We start from the raw sequence: 18,018 nt of genomic DNA, 5'->3' as shown, positions 1-18,018 counted from the left end.
ACCTTGCCGTGTGCCGGTATCCGCCTGTCAGCGTCAGACGTTCTCCGACGACGTTCGGGGGCGTGGGCCCCGGCTCACGTAAGCGGCGAATCCCGCGACGGCGAGCGCTGCCGCGACCATGGCCGCGGGCCGGCTGTCGGGTGCCTGTGTCTGCCAGGTCAGTGCCTCACCCCCAGTGCCCGCGCCCGGGAACATGGCCGCGCCGAGCGTCCACCCGAGTGGCAGGAACCACGCCCGAGCGGTGCCGGTCGTGGCCGCCCCCAGGGCGGTCAGGCCCAGCAGGCCGGCCGTGTCGCGGACGGCACATCCGAACGGCCCGAACTGCGTACCGGTGAGCAGCGTGGCCACCAGGAGCATGACCATGCATCCCAGGGCCGCGGTCAGGTGGGACATCCGCAGCCACCCCCACGGCCTCGCCGCCGTGCGGTCCAGGGTGTCGTCGGGGCCGCCGAGCGTCGTGGTGACGACGGCCACGAGGAGCAGCGCCGTCAGGGCGAGTACGGAGCTGCTCACCTCGCGCGCGTCGCTGAAGACCGTCGCAAGCAGCCATGCGATGGCGGTGGCCGCGACCGCCGCGCCGAGTGCGGCCGGCGCCCGGTGCGAGCGGACGTAGAGCGTCAGCCCTCTCATCGGGCGCTCCGCGTCAGGAGGTTGGTGGTGTCCTGGCACTTCTGGGCGGCCCGGTGGACGGCGGTCACCCGGGTGCCGGCCTCGGCCTGCGGCAGTGCCTTCAGACCCTTCCAGAGCTCGACGGCCTTCGGGTCGGCGAATTCGAGGCCATCGGGGCCGACGGCCGGCTCCCGGTCGAGCAGCCAGTAGGCGGCAGCGGTGGCGACCTCGAAGTTCCCGGTGTCCGTGCAGCTGAGAGGTCCGGTGAACACCCCGGTGAGCAGGGTCGGTTCGAGCCGGCCCGGGTGGGCGAGGTGACCGTCCTTGCCGACCGCGATCGTCATCAGCGCGGTGTCGGCCCTGGACTTCGGCGAGGTGGGCGGAAAGAGCGTGCTGGTGTCCTCGTGCGCCGTGACGACCGATGTCTTCGACAGGAGTCGCAACGCGTGCCGGGCTCTGGAGGCCACCTCGGGCAGCAGACCTTCGTGCGCCCGGCTGACGCAGACCCGCGGGGTGTCCGCGGTGCACACCAGTTCCTGGGCGACCGGGTCGAGCGTTCCCCGGTCGTAGGCACCGCCGGTCGGCACGATCAGGGCCGTGGCTGTCGCCCCGATCGCCAGCGGCAACAGCGCGGCGAACGCGAACTTACGTTCCCGTACGGCGAAGAGCACGACGCCGGCCACCGCGAGCGCGACCAGCCAGAGGCCCTGGGCGACGCTGACCCCGCCGCTGACGGTGTCGTAATCGCTGAACCTGCTCCGCCCCATCGGGGAGAACGCCGCCATGTCTCCGCCGTCCGGCAGGGCGTGGGGCGCGAAGACCAGCAGCGCGAAGCCGGTCACGGCCAGCGCGGGTGCGGTGGCGAGCGCCGGCACCAGGCGCCCGACGGCCAGCCCGATCCAGACCGAGGCGATCATCGCGATCAGCCCGACGGCCACGACGGCAAAGGCGGCCGGCGGCAGGTAGCGCGCCGTGCCGGCGATCCGTGGCGCCGCCGCGAGGAGCGTGACCAGGTACGCGACGAGAACCGCCAGCGCGGTCGTGACCAGGATCGGCACGATGCGCCGCGTTCGCGGGCGGGGCACGCTGGCGAACAGCTCGGCGACGTTCGCCCGGTGCTCGGAAAAGGACTGCCAGGCACCGGCGGCCATCGCGAGGGGCGAGAGAGCCGCGAGGTATTCGCGCTCCGTCATGACCAGCGCCATCCACCCGGCGGACCAGCGCCCCGCGGTGGCGTGGAGCACGATCGTGCCGGTGGCGGCTATCAGGAGCGCGGCGCCGAGAGCGGCCGACCGCCGGAGCTGGATACCGAGGATGCGGATCATGCGTTGCTCCGCCGGTGCTGACGCAGGAGCGCCGAGTAACCGCGCTCCGCCGGGCTGTCGCCCGCGTCGTTCTGCCCGCCTCGGGCGATCAGGTCGTCGGGGGTGCCCTGGAAGAGGAGCCGGCCTTCGTTCATGAGGATGACGTCGGTGCAGGCGGCGACGACGTCCTCGACGAGGTGGGTGGAGACCAGCACACAGCTGTCGGAGCCGAGGTCACGCAGCAAGTCGCGGAAGTCGAGCCGCTGTTCGGGGTCGAGTCCGACGGTGGGCTCGTCGAGCAGCAGCAGCTCGGGGTCGTTCACGATGGCCTGAGCGATACCGGCCCGGCGCAGCATGCCACCGGACAGCGCCTTCATCTTGACGTCGGCCTTGCTGGTGAGACCCACCCGCTCGATCGCGCGTTGCACGGCGTCGGGTACCGCGGTTCTGGGCATTTCCTTGAGCCAGGCCATGTACTCGACGAACTCGCGGACCGTGAACCGCGGGTAGAAGCCGAACTGCTGCGGCAGATACCCCAGTCCGCGACGTACCGCGCGCAGGTCTGCGCGGCCGTCGACCTGCGCGCCGAGCAGCGTCAAGGAGCCGCCCGCGGGCTTGACGACGGTGGACAGCGCGCGCATCAGCGTGGTCTTTCCGGCACCGTTCGGGCCGAGCAGACCGTGCACGCCGGCTTTCAGGGTCAGGTCGAGGCCGTCGACGGCCAGGTGCCGGCCGGCCCGCACACGCAGTTCTTCCGCGTGGATGAGCCAGGGATGAAGGGTGGGGGCCATTTCGGCAGCACTCACCTGTCGCAAGGGGTCTCCTGTCCTTTGGTTCGGGGTTCAGTTGCCGCTGGTCAGGCGGCGGAAGTGCGGGGCGGCGAACAGGGTGACCGCGGCAAGGGCCACGGTGATCACCGCCCAGACGGCATCGCTGCCCGGCTGTAGTACCGGGGACAGGGACCGGGCTGCCACGCTCGGCAGCAGCACGGCCGCGGACCAGGCCGTCCCGAGTCCGATCGCCGCACGCCGCACGCCGATGAAGGCGCCGAGCGCGAGGGTGGCCGCGGTGAACGCCAGGCACGGCAGCAGGATGAGGACCAGTGAGGTCCCGGTGCTGACACCCGCCGCCAGCAGCGCCGGAAGTACGACGACGAGCACCGCGAGCGTGTGCCGCAGCACCATGGCCAGGCCGGCTGCGGGAGTGGTGGCGATCAGTTCCCAGACCGGGTCGGTCCGCCGGCTCCAGGCCACCGCGACGCCGGGCAGCGGAGCCACCGGGGCCAGCAGCAGTACGAGCGAAGGCAGGCTGGGTTCGGCGGAGTTGAGGAGCACCCCGCAGCCCAGCACCGCGACGGTCACCGCGAGCCAGGGTGCCAGCGCCCAGGCAAGCCGGCGTCGGTGCACGGCCACTGCGTATGTGCCCACTGCGTAGGTGCGTCGCCTGGCCGGGAGCGGGCTCGTATCGATCGCCCGGTCGAGCGAGACGGCGACACGGCCGAGCACATCCGTCGTGGCCGGGGTGACGTTCCTGGCGAGTTCTTCACGGCAGTCCCCGCACGTGTCGAGATGGACCTCGACGGACCAGAGCGCGGCGTCGTCGAGCCCGCGCCCGCCGTCCGCGTAGCGGGCCAGAACCATCGTGGTGGGGTGAGTCATGAGAGCGCCTCCCGCAGCGCGATCCGGGCCCGCCGTGCGCGGGTCTTCACCGTGCCCTCCGGCATACCGAGCAGCACGGCCGTCTGCCGGACCGAAAGGTCGTCGAGCACCATCGCCTGCATCACCTGCCGCAACTCCGGTGGCAGCCGCAGCAGTGCCTGTTCGAGGTCCTGGTCGACGCGGGTGCCCAGCACCTCGTCCTCGGCGGCCGGCACGGTCGTCTCGGCCAGGGCAATGCTCGGCACCCGTTCCTGCCGGGCGCGCCGGCGGAATGCGTCGACGAGACGGTTCGCGGCGATCGTCCAGAGCCAGCCGACCGCACTGCCCTTGGTCACGGAGCCCGCGTAGCTGCCGGCCGCCCGCCAGACCGCCAGATAGGTGTCCTGGAGCACGTCGGCGATGACGTCGTCGTCACCGCAGCGGCGGCGGAGCCGCACCGTCAACCAGGGAGAGGTACGCCGGTACAACTCGTCGAACGCCGCCCGGTCCCCGCGGGCGACGCGACGTACGAGCTCTGCCTCGTCGAGGTCTGCCATGCCTTTCACGTACAGGGAGACGATACGACCGTCGATTCAGGTTCTCGGACGGTTCGGCGCTGACCCGGAACCGGAAGGGAGGGGAAAGGAAGAGAGAGGGGGAGAGGGAAGGGAACAAGCCAGCCGCCGTCGCCCCCGCCCCACCCGCACCCGCCCCCCACCCCTCTCACGCGGTACCTTCAGCCGGGACCGGGACGGTCCCCCGTACCCCCCCGCCCACAGAGGAGCACAAGCCGTGATCGTGGAAGCGACAGACGCAGCCGATCCCTTCGGGACGGCCCGCCTGAGGCGCGGCGTGCTCGATGCCTGGGCCACCACCCCCGCCCGATTCCGCGAGGACGCCAACGCCGAGGAGGACCTCGCGCTGGGCGGTTACCGCGACCGCCTCGTCGTCGAACTCGCCCAGAACGCCGCAGACGCGGCGGCCCGCGCCGGTGTGCCGGGCCGGTTCCGGCTCACGCTGCGGCCGGGCGAGGGCAACGATCCCGCCGTACTCGTCGCCGCCAACACCGGCGCCCCGCTGGACGCCACCGGTGTCGAGTCGCTGAGTACGCTGCGCGCGTCCGCCAAGCGACCCGGCTCCGAAACAGCCGACACCCACGCGGCGGTCGGCCGCTTCGGGGTCGGATTCGCCGCCGTCCTCGCGGTGAGCGACGAGCCGGCGGTCGTCGGCCGGCACGGCGGCGTCCGGTGGTCCCTCGCCGAGGCCCGCGAACTGGCAGCCGAAGCGGCCGCCCGTACGACGGAAGGGCAGCCGGACACCGGACCCGACGGCCTCGCCGACGAGTTGCGGCGCCGCGAGGGACACGTACCGCTGCTGCGCCTCCCGCTGCCCGCCGAAGGCACCGCCCCCGACGGGTACGACACGGTCGTCATCCTGCCGCTGCGCGACGCCGGCGCCGAGGACCTGGCCCGGCGGCTGGTCGCCGCCATCGACGACGCGCTGCTGCTGACCCTGCCCGGCCTGGCCGAGATCGTCATCGAGACCCCGGACGGCGTCCGCACCCTGACCCGCTCCGAGCACGGGGCCTACGTCCACATCGACGACAGCGCGGCGGGCGGCGGGATCCACCGCTGGCGCACCGTCGCCCACCACGGCCCGCTGGAGCGCGCGCTGCTCGCGGACCGGCCCGTCGAGGAGCGGCTGCGCCCGCACTGGTCGGTCACCTGGGCCGTCCCGGTCGACGGCGACGGCGCCCCCGTGCGCCCCGCCACCGCCCCCGTCGTCCACGCGCCGACCCCGACCGACGAACCGCTCGGCGTGCCCGCGCTGCTCATCGCCTCGCTGCCGCTCGACACCGCCCGCCGCCACCCCGCGCCCGGACCGCTCACGGACTTCCTGGTGCAGCGGGCGGCGGACGCGTACGCGGAGCTGCTCGGCGGCTGGGAGCCGGTCTCGGTCGCGACCATCGACCTGGTGCCGGGCCCGCTCGGCAAGGGCGAACTCGACGGCGCGCTGCGGGCCGCGATCCTGGAACGGCTGGCCCGCGTGGCGTTCCTCGCCCCCGCCGCACCGCTGGAGGACGTGGGCGGCGAAGCCGAGGAGGAAGGCAGCGAGCGGCGGCACGCCCTGCGCCCCTTCGAGGCCGAAGTCGTCGAGGGCGCGGGCGAGGACACCGTACGGGTGCTGGCCGAAGTGCTGCCGACGCTGCTGCCCGCCGGGCTCGAACGCCGCGCCGAGCTGCGCACGCTGGGCGTCGGCCGGCTCCCGCTCGGCGACGCCATCGACCGCATCGGCGGCGCCGAACGTGCCCCGTCCTGGTGGCGGCGGCTGTACGAGACCCTCGCCGGGGTCGACCCGGACCGGCTCTCCGGGCTGCCGGTGCCGCTCGCGTCGGGCCGTACCGCCGTCGGCCCCCGGCAGGTTCTGCTGCCGCTGGCCGACACCCCCGCCGACCTGGCCCGCCTCGGTCTGAAGGTCGCCCACCCGGACGCCGCGCACCCGCTCCTGGAGAAGCTGGGCGCCCTGCCCGCCACCCCGCGTGCGGTCCTGACGACCCCCCAGGTGCGGGCGGCCGTCGCCGCCTCGATGGACGCCGGGGAGATCTGGTACGACGAAGAGGACGAGGGCGCACCGGACGCCGACGAGCTCGCCGAGGTCGTGCTCGCGCTCGTACGCGAGGCGGAGCTGGAGCCCGGCGACGAGCCCTGGCTCGCGGCGCTCGCCCTCCCCGACGAGGACGGCGAGACCGTACCGGCGGGTGAACTGGTCCTGCCCGGCAGCCCGTTCGCCGCGATCATGCGCGACGGCGAACTGGCCCTGTGCGACTCCGAGCTGGCCGAGCGCTGGGGTGAGCAGCCGCTGACCGCCTGCGGTGTGCTCGCCACCTTCGCCCTGGTCCGCACCACGGATGTCGTCCTGGACCCCGACGAACTCGAACCGCGCGAGGGCGACTTCGCCGAGCCCGACGACGCCGGACTGCTCGACGCGGTGGACGTCTGGTGCGAGGACGTGCTGGACCAGCTGCCGCAGGGCCCGGTGCCGCCGGTCGCCACCGAGATCGTCGCCGTACGGGATCTGGAACTGGTCGACGACGACAGCTGGCCGCAGGCCCTCGCGCTGCTCTCCCGTCCCCCGCTGCGGGACGCCCTGACCCAGCCGGTGCGGGTGCTGCTGCCGGACGGTACGACCGAGTCCGTACGCCCGTACACCGCCTGGTGGCTGCGTGGTCACCCGGTGCTCGACGGCCGGCGCCCGGCCGGGCTGCGGGCCGCGGGCGGTGACCCGCTGCTGGCCGGTCTGTACGACGAGGCGGACGCGTCCGGTTTCGACGACGAGCAGGTGCTGCGCGCGCTGGGCGTACGGACGTCCGTGGCCGCCCTCCTCGACGAGCCCGGCGGCGCGGCCGAGCTGCTGACCCGGCTGTCCGACCCGGACCGGGAGGTTTCGGCACGGCAACTGCACGCACTGTACGGGGAGTTGGCGCGGCTCGACCCGGAACAGGTGACGCTGCCGGACGAGTTGCGGGCGGTGGTGGACGGCGAGGTGCGGGTGGTGGACGCCGCCGAAGCCCTGGTCGCCGACGCCCCCGACCTGCTTCCGCTGACGTCCGGCGCGGCCCTGCTCCCGGTGGCCCCCGACCGGGCCGCCGAACTGGCCGAGCTGCTCCAGGTCGGGCGGCTGAGCGAGAGCGTGGAGGCCGAGGTGACGACGGCGGGGGATGAGCACCAGGTCCCGGAGGCGGTACGGACGCTGCTCGGTCCCGGCACTCCGCGTACGTACGTCGAGCATGAGGAACTGCTCGCGAACGGCGTCGAACTGGACTGGCACCGGACCCGTGACGGGGTGCTGCACGCGGCCACCCTGGAGGGGGTGGCGGCGGGACTCGCCTGGGCGGCGGGGCAGTGGCCGCGCCGTTTCGAGGTGGCGGCGCTGATCGAGGACCCGTCGCGCACGGAGGAGCTGGAGCGGGACCGCTGGTTCGACTGAGGGATCCCGGTCGGGCCAGACGGTTTCAAAATCTTCACATCACGCACAACCTTTCACCCAGGTCGCTTGTCTGGTCTGTGAAGTCACCAGGCTTCACCGACCACATGGGCCACGCGGATGGACGAAACCTCCGCCGGTCCCCTTCTCCACTTGGGGAACAAAACATGCGTATACGTGCCACCGTGGCCGCCGTCACCGGTGCCTTGGCTCTTTCCGCTTTCATCGTCCCGGCCGCCGCCCAGGCGGACGGGGCTCCCGGGGCGGGTGTCCTGGATGCCGCCCGCTCCGTGTTCAAGACCGCGCCCCACGGCGTGCAGGCCCACGTCACCCGGGCCGCCGTCGACACCAGGGTCAGCAGCGTGACCGTGAACGGCGGCAAGGACATCGTCCTCGGCACCACGGTCGCGAAGACCATCACGGCGAGCGTCACGGCCACCGACAACTCCGGTATCCAGGACGCCGTGGTCTTTCTCTGGCACGGCAGCAACATCGACAGCGACGTCGACGGCTACCTGGGCCCGAAGGTGGACGACAACACCTCGCAGGTCTCCAAGTGCACCAAGGTGAACGCCACCACGTCCACCTGCAAGGTCTCCTTCAAGGTGGACCCGCGCTCGCAGAACGACCTGTACAAGAACAGCCTCGCCGGCACGTGGAAGGTCTACGTCTCCGCACTGGCCAAGGACGGCGAGTGGGTCGAGTACAACGCGTACAAGTCCCAGCACGTCCAGCGCGCGTCGACCCAGACGGTCAACGCGGCCCCCGAGCCCGTGAAGAAGGGCAAGACCATCACGGTCACGGGCAAGCTGGCCCGCGCCAACTGGGAGAACTACAAGTACCAGGGCTACACCGGCCAGCCGGTCAAGCTGCAGTTCCGCAAGAAGAACAGCAACACCTACACCACCGTCAAGACGGTGAAGACGAACGGCACCGGCAACCTGACGACGACCGTCAAGGCGGTCGAGGACGGCTACTGGCGCTACAACTTCGCGGGCACGACCACGACTCCGGCGGCGATCGCCACCGGTGACTTCGTCGACGTGAAGTAGCACCGTCCGCGGGGTCCGTCCGCAGGGCATCCAGTCCTGCGGACGGACCCCCGGCCCCGGTACCGCCCCCGTGTCACCCCGGGTGGTGCCGGTCCACCCACCGCCAGACCACCTCGATGCCCGCCGACGCGACCACCGCGATCCCCACGCCCATCCACGGCATGGCCGCCCCCACCAGCTTCAGCGCGAAGAAGTGCTGGAGCGCGGGGACCACCATGACCAGCAGGAACGCCCCGGCCATCGCCAGCACCAGACAGACCCGCCACCAGGTGTAGGGGCGGGCGATGATCGCCAGCACCCACATCGAGACCAGGAACAGGGTCAGGGTCGCGACGCTCGTCTCGGCGTCCAGGGACCCGGCTCCCACGTAGTAGTGCCGGGCGATCATGTACGCCACGAAGGTGGCGACCGCCGCGATGATGCCGCACGGGACCGAGTACCGCAGCACCCGCCGTACGAAGTGCGGTTTCGCGCGTTCCTTGTTCGGGGCGAGGGCCAGGAAGAAGGCCGGGATGCCGATCGTCAGCGTGGAGAGCATGGTCAAGTGCCTTGGCAGGAACGGGTACTGGATCTGGAAGCAGGACACCAGGATGGCCAGCAGCACCGAGTAGACGGTCTTGACCAGGAAGAGCGTCGCCACCCGGGTGACGTTCCCGATCACCCGGCGGCCCTCGGCGACGACCGAGGGCAGCGTCGCGAAGCTGTTGTTGAGCAGCACGATCTGCGCGACCGCCCGCGTCGCCTCCGAGCCCGAGCCCATGCTCACGCCGATGTCGGCGTCCTTCAGGGCCAGTACGTCGTTGACGCCGTCCCCGGTCATCGCGACCGTGTGACCGCGCGACTGGAGCGCCGCGACCATGTCGCGCTTCTGCTGCGGCGAGACCCGGCCGAAGACCGAGTGCGAGTCCAGCGAATCCGCCATCTCCTCCTGATCGGTGGGGAGTTGCCGGGCGTCGATGGTGTCGGCGGCACCGGCCAGGCCCAGCTTCGCGGCCACCGCGCCCACCGACACCGCGTTGTCGCCGGAGATCACTTTGGCGGCGACGTCCTGGTCCGCGAAGTACGCCAGGGTGTCGGCGGCCTCGGGCCGCAGCCGCTGTTCGAGCACCACCAGCGCGGTCGGCTGCGCCCCTGCCACGACCTTGCGCAGGTCACCGCCGCCGTCCTCCTCGGCGTGTGCCTCACCGTCGTCCAGGCTGCCCGCCGCCTGTGCGAGAAGCAGCACCCGCAGTCCCTCCTCGTTGAGCCGGCCGACCTCCTGGAGTGCCGGGTCCCCCTCCGGGAGCAGCACATCGGGGGCGCCGAGCAGCCAGGCCGAGGACTCGCCGTCCCCCTCGCCGAAGGCGGCCCCGCTGTACTTGCGGGCCGACGAGAAGGGCAGCGCGCGGGTGCAGCGCCAGCCCGAGGTGTCCGGGTAGGCGTCGACGATCGCCTGGAGGCTGGCGTTGGGCCGCGGGTCGGACGCACCGAACGCGCCGAGCACCTGCCGTACGTACGCCTCGTCCGCCCCGCCCAGCATCCGCAGCCCGGTGACGTTCATACCGCCCTCGGTGAGCGTGCCTGTCTTGTCCAGGCAGACCACGTCGACCCGGGCGAGGCCCTCGATGGCGGGCAGCTCCTGCACCAGGCACTGCTTGCGGCCGAGCCGGATGACGCCGATGGCGAAGGCGATGGAGGTGAGGAGGACGAGCCCTTCGGGGATCATCGGGGTGATGCCGCCGACGGTCCTGGCGATGGAGTCCTTGAGGTCGTGCCGCTCGTGCACCAGCTGGCTGATGATGAGCCCGGCCGCGGTCGGGACCATCATCCAGGTCACGTACTTGAGGATGGTGGAGATACCGCTGCGCAGCTCGGAGTGGACGAGCGTGAAGCGGGACGCCTCGTCGGCGAGCTGCGCCGCGTACGCCTCCCGGCCGACCCGGGTGGCGGTGAACGCCCCGCCGCCCGCGACGACGAAACTCCCCGACATCATCGGGTCGCCCGGCTTCTTGTGCACGGGGTCGGCCTCGCCGGTGAGCAGCGACTCGTCGATCTCCAGGCCCTCGGCCTCGACGGTCTCGCCGTCCACGACGACCTTGTCGCCCGGGCCCAGTTCGATGAGGTCGCCGAGGACCAGGTCGGATGTGGAGACCTCGCCCGCTGTTCCGTCACGCCGTACGGTCGGCTTCGCCTCGCCGATCACCGCGAGTCCGTCGAGGGTCTTCTTGGCGCGGTGCTCCTGGATGATGCCGATACCGGTGTTGGCGATGATCACGTAGCCGAAGAGGCTGTCCTGGACCGGTGCGACGAACAGCATGATCACCCAGAGCACGCCGATGATCGCGTTGAACCGGGTGAAGACGTTGCCCCGGACGATGTCGGCGGTGGACCGGCTGGACCGTACGGGCACATCGTTGACCTCGCCCCTGGCCACCCGCTCGGCCACTTCGGCGGTGGACAGCCCGGTCGCGCGGGCCGGTTGTGGCAGCTCGACGGGGTGGACGGGGTCCAGCTCGGACCCCGCGTCGATATACGGCCCTTGCGTCATGGATCCGACGTTAAGGCCAGAACCACACGATTACCCGGCGAGATACCGGAAGATCCGCCCTCGGGAGGAGACGGGACAGGACGGGCCTCATCCTGCGGCCGTAGGGACCCGGAGGGGGCGATGTGACGGGGTGTGCCCTGCACGGAGGGCGTGTGCCTCGCGCGGAGGCCGGGTGCCCTTACGCGGAGGACGTGCCCTGCGCGGAGGGGCGTGTGCCCTACGCGGAGCCGGGCGTGGCGTCAGGTCCCTGGCCGGCCTCCGCCTGGGCCGCCGCGCGCTTGAGTGCCGCGTCGCGCCCCCGTACGTACCAGATCCCGACAAGCCCGAGAGCGGCGCCGGCCGCGCAGGTCCAGAGCCACCACAGGTGCCCGTGGTCGTTGAACCAGCCGTAGAAGGGCAGCTGCACCAGGAAGAGGACGAACCAGATGATCGTGCCGCCGGTGATGGTGGCGACGACGGGCCCCTCCAGGGGCTCGGGTGCCTCATGTACGGGTGTCCACTTCGCCATGACCGACAGTCTATGCGGGGGAGTGCGACGCGACGCCGGGCCAGGTGGCCCAAGGCTCTACGCGCGGAGATAGCGATCTTCGACTTATGTATTCATACTGAAACGGCTTCCAATTGGCTCGTTCCTTTCGTTTAAACGTCCAAATATGGCCGTTTCTCATCACATGACACTTGAGGTCGCGCGCATGTCACCCTCGGCCACCGCTCCGGTCGACGCTGTTCCGCCATCGCCATCCGGCGGGCCGCAGAATGCCTTTGACCGCTATTTCAAGATCACCGAGCGCGGGTCGAGCGTCGCCCGCGAGATCCGCGGCGGTTTCGCGACCTTCTTCGCGATGGCCTACATCATCGTGCTCAACCCGATCATCCTGGGCAGCGCGCACGATATGAACGGGCATCAGCTCAACGGCGGCCAGCTGGTCACCGCCACCGTGCTGACCGCCGCCTTCTCCACGCTGCTCATGGGCGTCATCGGCAATGTGCCGATCGCGCTGGCGGCCGGGCTCGGCGTGAACACCGTCGTCGCCCTCCAGCTCGCACCCCGGATGACCTGGCCGGACGCGATGGGCATGGTCGTCCTGGCGGGCATCGTCGTGATGCTGCTCGTCGCCACGGGTCTGCGGGAGCGCGTGATGAACGCCGTACCGCTCAGCCTGCGCAAGGGCATCGCGATCGGCATCGGCTTCTTCATCCTGCTGATCGGGCTGGTCGACTCGGGCTTCGTCTCCCGTGTCCCGGACACCGCGCACACCACGGTCCCGCTCCAGCTCGGCTCCGACGGCCATCTGCACGGCTGGCCGGTCCTGATCTTCGTGATCGGCGTGCTGCTGACGCTGGCGCTGATCGTCCGCAAGGTGTCCGGCGCGATCCTGATCTCCATCGTGGCGATGACGATCGCCGCGATGATCGTCGACGCCGTCGCCACCGTCCCCAGCTGGGGTCTGACCTCCCCGCACTGGCCGGGCAACCCGGTGGCATCGCCGGACTTCGGTCTGGTCGGCCAGGTCAGCCTGTTCGGCGGATTCCACAAGGTCGGCGTGCTGACCGGCGTCCTCTTCGTCTTCACCGTGCTGCTCTCGTCGTTCTTCGACGCCATGGGCACCATCCTCGGTGTCGGCGACGAGGCGAAGCTGACGAAGCCGGACGGCACCTTCCCCGGCATCAACCGGGTGCTGTTCGTGGACGGCATCGCGGTCGCCGCGGGCGGTGCGACCTCGTCCTCCGCCAACACCTGCTTCGTGGAGTCCACGGCAGGCGTCGGCGAGGGTGCCCGTACGGGGCTTGCGAGCATCGTGACGGGTCTGCTCTTCACGGTGGCGCTGTTCCTCACGCCGGTGGCGACCATGGTCCCCTCGCAGGCGGCCACCCCGGCGCTGCTCGCGGTGGGCTTCCTGATCCTGGCGGGCTCGGTCAGGGACATCGACTGGTCCGACTTCACCGTCGCGATCCCGGCGTTCCTGGCGATGGTGATGATGCCGTTCACCTACTCGATCACCAACGGCATCGGGATCGGCTTCATCTCCTTCACCGTCCTGCGGATCGCCGTCGGGCGCTGGCGCCAGGTGCCCGCGGCGATGTACATCGTGTCGGCGGTCTTCGTCTTCTACTACGCGATGCCGGCTCTCGGCCTCACCTGAGGCCCGGCCGGCCGTTGGCAGGGGCGTCTACGTACGCCCGTAGAACTTCTCCGTCTCGTCGACGGCCGATTGAAACCGTTCGTCGAAGTCGTCGCGAATGAGCGTCCGGACCACATAGTCCTGGACGCTCATTCCGCGTTTGGCCGCGTGGTTCCGGAGCCGGGCGAGCAGCTCCCCGTCTATGCGCAGGCTGAGCACGGTCGATCCCATACCCGACAGCGTCGCGGGACCGGCCGCCGCCGCGCGTCACTTTCGTGCCTCGCCTCACTCGTATGGGTGATGTCGCTCACCGGATGGCATACCGGGTTGGTCTTTAGCATAGGTAATGAGTTACGCTAACAAACATGCCTGACCTTTCGCCCGCCGACAAGGCTGCCGCCGTCGACTCACTGCGCTCCACCGTGATGCGCCTGAGCCGTCGGCTCAAGCACCAGCGTGTCGACGAGTCCCTGAGCCCGACCGAGATGTCGGTGCTGGCCACCCTCGCCCGCTGTGGCTCCGCCACCCCTGGTGAGCTGGCCCGCAAGGAGCATGTGCAGCCGCCCTCGATGACCCGCATCGTGGCGCTCCTGGAGGCCAAGGGCCTGGTCAGGCTGGAACCGCACCCCGACGACCGCAGACAGAAGGTCGTCAGCCAGACCGAGGAGGCGCAGGAGATGCTCGTGGAGAGCCGGCGCCGCCGCAATGTCTGGCTGGCCGAGCTGGCGGAGGGGCTGAACGAGGACGACTGGGTGAAGCTGCGAGCTGCCGCCCCCGTCCTGGAGAAACTCGCCCAGCTCTGACCCCGCACAAGGCCACCCCCTCCCGGTGGCCTTGCCCTTGTCCACACCGGCCCCCACCATCCGCACCGGCTCCACTGATCCCGGCCAATCCCCACCGATCCCTACCAATCCGCACCTGTCCACACTTGTCCACACTGTCTACGCCCAGGAGGCGACCCCTGTTGAGTTCGGGACCCGGAGCAGACTCCGCCCCCGCACCGCACGAAACTGCTACCCGGACTTCGATGTTCAGCTCGTTGAAGGTCCGTAATTACCGGCTGTTCGCCACCGGTGCCGTCGTATCCAACACGGGCACCTGGATGGCACGTATCACCCAGGACTGGCTGGTCCTGAGCATCACGGGATCGTCCGCCGCCGTCGGCATCACGACGGCCATGCAGTTCCTTCCGATGCTGCTCTTCGGCCTGTACGGCGGAGTCATCGCCGACCGCTTCTCGAAGCGGAAGCTGCTCTTCTGCACCCAGGGCGCGATGAGCATCGGCGGCCTCTTCCTCGCCGCGATGACCCTCACGGGCAACGTCCAGGTCTGGCACGTCTATGTGACCGCCTTCTTCACCGGTCTGGTCACCGTCATCGACAACCCGACCCGGCAGTCCTTCGTCTCCGAGATGGTCGGCCCGGACCAGGTCCGCAACGCCGTCAGCCTGAACTCGGCGAACTTCCAGTCCGCCCGGCTCATAGGCCCCGCCGTCGCGAGTGGACTCACCGCGGCCGTCGGCCCCGGCTGGGCGTTCCTCGCCAACGGCCTCTCCTTCCTCGCACCGCTCACCGGACTGCTGCTGATGCGCAGCAGCGAACTGCACCACACGCAGCGCACCCCGCGCGGCAAGGGGCAGCTCCGCCAGGGCCTGGACTACGTCTCCAAGCACCCCGATCTGATCTGGCCGATCGTCCTGGTCGGCTTCGTGGGGACCTTCGGCTTCAACTTCCCGATCTGGCTCAGCGCGTTCGCCAACGACACGTTCCACGGCGGCGTCGGGATGTACGGCCTCTTCAACACCCTGATGGCCATCGGCTCACTCGTCGGCGCCCTGCTCGCGGCCCGGCGCGGCACGTCCCGGCTACGCATCCTGGTCGGGGCGGCGATCGCCTTCGGCGCCCTCCAGGTCATCACCGCCTGGTCCCCGTCGATCTGGATGTTCGTCCCGCTGATCACCGTGATCGGCATCCTCGGCCTGACGGTCAACGTCACCGCCAACTCCTCGGTGCAGATGGGCACCGAACCGGAGATGCGGGGCCGGGTGATGAGCCTGTTCATGATGGTCTTCACCGGCGGCACCCCGCTGGGCGGCCCGCTCTTCGGCTGGCTCACCGACTCGTACGGCGTCCGCGTGAGCTTCACGCTGGGCGGCGCGATCTGCGCGGTGGCGGCGATGGGCGTCGGCCTGATGCTGGCCCGCGCGGCCAACCTCCGCCTGGAGGTCGACCTCAGGCGCGGCCGCCGCCACGTGGGCTTCGTCCCGCGCGAACAACTCGCCACGGCGGCGTGAGCCTCGCGGCGTGAGCACGGACGGTCCCGCGAACGGGCCGGGGCGGACAGCCCCGGCCCGGCGGGACCGCGTACACCGGCTTCAGTCGCGGGGGAAGTCGCCGGTCTCCAGGGTGAGGCCGACGGCCGTTCCGGTCAGGTCGATGGGGTAGCCGAAGTCGAGTGTCACCGTGCCGTGGTACTCGTCGTCCTTCGGGTACGTGAAGACATGGCAGACGCCGGTGTACGGGTCGGCGATCAGATATACGGGGACTTCGGCGGCGGCGTACGCGGCCTTCTTGGGACCGTAGTCGTTGGCGGCCGTGCCCTCCGAGATCACCTCGGCGATCAGCTCGACGTCCTGGTACCGCCAGCGGCCCCGGGCGTCCTTCGTCGCGTCGGCCCGCAGTTTGGCCACGTCGGGGGCGAAGCCGTTCAGATGGCCGGGGAAGTCGATCCGGACGTCGGACGTGACCTTGACGTCCATCCCGAACGCGTCCTCCAGCGCCCGCACGATCCTGCGGATGATCTGCCAGTGCGCGTCCCGCTGCGGCGACATGTGAATGGTTCCCCCGACAATCTCGACGTGGTAGCCCTCGGGGACGGACTCCACCTGCTCGAAGAGCAGGTCCAGGCTGTCGGCCATCTCGATCCTGTCGTCGACGACGGTCATCGTGGCGCTCCTCCCCACTGCCGCGGGGTGCGGGCAGTCGCGCGGTACAACGATACGCACGGTGACCGGGGTACGCCGGGAACGGGCCAGGCCGGTTCCGTCACCCGGGACACTGGGCCGCATGAGGCTTTTCGTGGCACTGCTGCCGCCGCAGGAGGCGGCCCTTCAGCTCGGGGCGCGGGTCGACCGGGCGCGGGCGCTGCCCGGCGCCCGGCGGCTGCGCTGGACCGAACGGCCCGGCTGGCACTTCACGCTCGCCTTCCTGGGCGAGGTGGACGACGACCTCGTCCCCGCCCTGGAAACACGGCTCGCGCTGACCGCCCGGGACCACGCGCCCTTCGCGCTGCGCATCGCCGGTGGGGGCCGGTTCGGGGACCGGGCGCTGTGGGCGGGCGCCGCCGGGGGCGTGGACGCGATGGGGCGGCTGGCCGCCGGGGTGGAGGCGGCGGTGCGGGAGGCGGGCGCGCCCATGGAGCGTGAGCACCCGTACGTGCCCCATCTCACCCTGGCCCGCGGCGACGGCCTCACCGGCCTCGGACCGTACGCGGAGACCCTGGCCGGCTTCGAGAGCAGCCCGTGGACCGTGCGGGAGCTGGCCCTCGTACGCAGCGGGCGGCAGCCCCGGTACGAGGTGGTCGCCGCCCGGCCGCTCGGGCCCGGCAAGTAACCTCGGAGCGTGGACCCGAAAACCAGGAACCGGATCATGGCCGGTGCGCTTGTGCTGCTGTTCGTCGTCGTCGCCGTGGCGGCCGCCGTCGGACACTGACGGCGGCCGCCACCGGCTGCTGATGTGCGCCCACCCGAAGGGTGTGCGTCTACCAGGCGAACGCCTCCGGTGACGGGCCAGGCCCCGGGAAGATCTCCTCGACCCCGGACACCACGGCCTCCGGCAGCTCCAGCTCGACCGCGCGCAGCGCCGATTCCAGCTGCTCCGCCGTGCGCGGGCCGACGATCGGGCCCGTCACACCCGGCCGGGTCAGCAGCCAGGCCAGACCCACCTCCCCGGGCTCCAGACCGTGCTTGTCGAGCAGGTCCTCGTACGCCTGGATCTTCGCCCGTACGGCCTGGTCGGCGAGCGCGTCCGCCGAGCGGCCCGACGCGCTGCGCCCGGTGCCGCCGTCCCGCTCCTTGCGGATCACTCCGCCGAGCAGCCCGCCGTGCAGCGGCGACCACGGGATGACACCCAGGCCGTACTCCTGCGCGGCCGGGATGACCTCCATCTCGGCGCGGCGCTCCATCAGGTTGTAGATGCACTGCTCGCTGACGAGGCCGACCGAGCCGCGGCGGGCGGCCAGTTCGTTCGCCTGCGCGATCTTGTAGCCGGGGAAGTTCGACGAGCCCGCGTAGAGGATCTTGCCCTGCTGGATCAGTACGTCGATCGCCTGCCAGATCTCCTCGAACGGGGTGTTCCGGTCGACGTGGTGGAACTGGTACAGGTCGATGTGATCCGTCTGGAGCCGCTTGAGCGAAGCCTCGACGGAACGGCGGATGTTGACCGCGGAGAGCTTGTCGTGGTTGGGCCAAGCCTCGCCGTCGGCACCCATGTTCGCGTACATCTTGGTGGCGAGCACGACCTTGTCGCGCCGCTCGCCCCCCTTGGCGAACCAGGTCCCGAGGATCTCCTCGGTGCGGCCCTTGTTCTCACCCCAGCCGTAGACATTGGCGGTGTCGAAGAAGTTGACGCCCGCGGCCAGCGCGGAATCCATGATCGTGTGGCTGTCGGCCTCAGTGGTCTGCGGCCCGAAGTTCATCGTGCCGAGGACCAGTCGGCTGACCTTGAGTCCGGTGCGTCCAAGCTGCGTGTACTTCATGAGCCTCAGCCAACCGCTTGGAGCGCG

16 protein-coding genes are annotated in these 18,018 nt (G+C 70.8%); 6 read left to right on the top strand and 10 right to left on the bottom strand.

Annotation, left to right across the window (positions count from 1 at the left end; all coding sequences use genetic code 11):
* Window positions 1-33 precede the first annotated feature (33 nt).
* From OHB13_RS15935 to OHB13_RS15915, 5 genes are read right to left on the bottom strand one after another with little or no spacing between them, the layout of a single operon-like run.
* Window positions 34-630 carry a hypothetical protein gene (locus OHB13_RS15935; protein ID WP_328377566.1) on the bottom strand — a complete coding sequence of 199 codons (597 nt, stop codon included), beginning with the start codon at window positions 628-630 and terminating at the stop codon, window positions 34-36.
* On the bottom strand, window positions 627-1,934 hold the full coding sequence (locus OHB13_RS15930; RefSeq protein WP_328377565.1) for a hypothetical protein: 1,308 nt from the start codon (window positions 1,932-1,934) through the stop codon (window positions 627-629). The genes OHB13_RS15935 and OHB13_RS15930 overlap by 4 nt, the downstream gene beginning before the upstream one ends.
* The gene (locus tag OHB13_RS15925; RefSeq protein WP_328377564.1) at window positions 1,931-2,704 is read right to left on the bottom strand and encodes an ABC transporter ATP-binding protein; all 774 of its coding nucleotides are present in this window, start codon (window positions 2,702-2,704) and stop codon (window positions 1,931-1,933) included. Before OHB13_RS15925 ends, OHB13_RS15930 begins: the two co-directional genes overlap by 4 nt.
* 51 nt (window positions 2,705-2,755) lie before the next feature.
* Window positions 2,756-3,571 (bottom strand): zf-HC2 domain-containing protein, encoded by an 816-nt coding sequence (locus tag OHB13_RS15920; RefSeq protein WP_328377563.1) that lies wholly within the window; start codon window positions 3,569-3,571, stop codon window positions 2,756-2,758.
* A complete protein-coding gene (locus OHB13_RS15915) occupies window positions 3,568-4,107 on the bottom strand; it encodes an RNA polymerase sigma factor (protein WP_328377562.1) in 540 nt (179 codons plus the stop codon). Before OHB13_RS15915 ends, OHB13_RS15920 begins: the two co-directional genes overlap by 4 nt.
* 241 nt (window positions 4,108-4,348) lie before the next feature.
* Here OHB13_RS15915 and OHB13_RS15910 point away from each other — a divergent pair, with 241 nt between their 5' ends.
* Together OHB13_RS15910 and OHB13_RS15905 are read left to right on the top strand one after the other, a co-directional pair.
* Window positions 4,349-7,537: a sacsin N-terminal ATP-binding-like domain-containing protein gene (locus tag OHB13_RS15910; protein ID WP_328377561.1), complete on the top strand. Its 3,189-nt coding sequence runs from the start codon at window positions 4,349-4,351 to the stop codon at window positions 7,535-7,537.
* A gap of 164 nt (window positions 7,538-7,701) precedes the next feature.
* Window positions 7,702-8,586, top strand: coding sequence for a DUF5707 domain-containing protein (locus tag OHB13_RS15905; RefSeq protein WP_266855681.1), 885 nt, complete (start codon window positions 7,702-7,704; stop codon window positions 8,584-8,586).
* A 73-nt stretch (window positions 8,587-8,659) separates the two neighbouring features.
* Here OHB13_RS15905 and OHB13_RS15900 read toward each other — a convergent pair whose 3' ends face one another.
* On the bottom strand, window positions 8,660-11,113 hold the full coding sequence (locus OHB13_RS15900) for an HAD-IC family P-type ATPase (protein ID WP_328377560.1): 2,454 nt from the start codon (window positions 11,111-11,113) through the stop codon (window positions 8,660-8,662).
* 217 nt (window positions 11,114-11,330) lie between these two features.
* The gene (locus tag OHB13_RS15895) at window positions 11,331-11,621 is read right to left on the bottom strand and encodes a DUF2530 domain-containing protein (protein ID WP_328377559.1); all 291 of its coding nucleotides are present in this window, start codon (window positions 11,619-11,621) and stop codon (window positions 11,331-11,333) included.
* A 184-nt stretch (window positions 11,622-11,805) separates the two neighbouring features.
* Between OHB13_RS15895 and OHB13_RS15890 the strand changes: the two genes are divergently transcribed.
* Window positions 11,806-13,257: an NCS2 family permease gene (locus tag OHB13_RS15890; RefSeq protein ID WP_266855684.1), complete on the top strand. Its 1,452-nt coding sequence runs from the start codon at window positions 11,806-11,808 to the stop codon at window positions 13,255-13,257.
* 27 nt (window positions 13,258-13,284) lie between these two features.
* On the opposite strand, the gene OHB13_RS15885 is transcribed toward OHB13_RS15890, so the two are convergent.
* Window positions 13,285-13,467 carry a ribbon-helix-helix protein, CopG family gene (locus OHB13_RS15885; protein ID WP_266855685.1) on the bottom strand — a complete coding sequence of 61 codons (183 nt, stop codon included), beginning with the start codon at window positions 13,465-13,467 and terminating at the stop codon, window positions 13,285-13,287.
* A gap of 134 nt (window positions 13,468-13,601) precedes the next feature.
* Here OHB13_RS15885 and OHB13_RS15880 point away from each other — a divergent pair, with 134 nt between their 5' ends.
* Together OHB13_RS15880 and OHB13_RS15875 are read left to right on the top strand one after the other, a co-directional pair.
* Window positions 13,602-14,039, top strand: a complete 438-nt coding sequence (locus OHB13_RS15880) for a MarR family winged helix-turn-helix transcriptional regulator (RefSeq protein WP_266855686.1) — start codon at window positions 13,602-13,604, stop codon at window positions 14,037-14,039.
* 161 nt (window positions 14,040-14,200) lie between these two features.
* Window positions 14,201-15,529: an MFS transporter gene (locus OHB13_RS15875; RefSeq protein ID WP_266855687.1), complete on the top strand. Its 1,329-nt coding sequence runs from the start codon at window positions 14,201-14,203 to the stop codon at window positions 15,527-15,529.
* Between the two features lie 81 nt (window positions 15,530-15,610).
* Here the strand turns inward: OHB13_RS15875 and OHB13_RS15870 are convergent, their stop codons facing one another.
* Window positions 15,611-16,180, bottom strand: a complete 570-nt coding sequence (locus OHB13_RS15870; RefSeq protein ID WP_266855689.1) for a Uma2 family endonuclease — start codon at window positions 16,178-16,180, stop codon at window positions 15,611-15,613.
* Window positions 16,181-16,301: 121 nt separating this feature from the next.
* Here OHB13_RS15870 and thpR point away from each other — a divergent pair, with 121 nt between their 5' ends.
* On the top strand, window positions 16,302-16,847 hold the full coding sequence (gene thpR, locus OHB13_RS15865; RefSeq protein ID WP_266855690.1) for an RNA 2',3'-cyclic phosphodiesterase: 546 nt from the start codon (window positions 16,302-16,304) through the stop codon (window positions 16,845-16,847).
* Window positions 16,848-16,995: 148 nt separating this feature from the next.
* Here thpR and OHB13_RS15860 read toward each other — a convergent pair whose 3' ends face one another.
* The gene (locus OHB13_RS15860) at window positions 16,996-17,991 is read right to left on the bottom strand and encodes an aldo/keto reductase (protein ID WP_266855691.1); all 996 of its coding nucleotides are present in this window, start codon (window positions 17,989-17,991) and stop codon (window positions 16,996-16,998) included.
* Window positions 17,992-18,018: the final 27 nt, after the last annotated feature.

Origin of the sequence: Streptomyces sp. NBC_00440 (assembly GCF_036014215.1) — a bacterium.
Taxonomy (GTDB): domain Bacteria; phylum Actinomycetota; class Actinomycetes; order Streptomycetales; family Streptomycetaceae; genus Streptomyces.
Note: the sequence above shows the minus strand (reverse complement) of the source record. Positions and strands in the feature narration are given on the sequence as shown.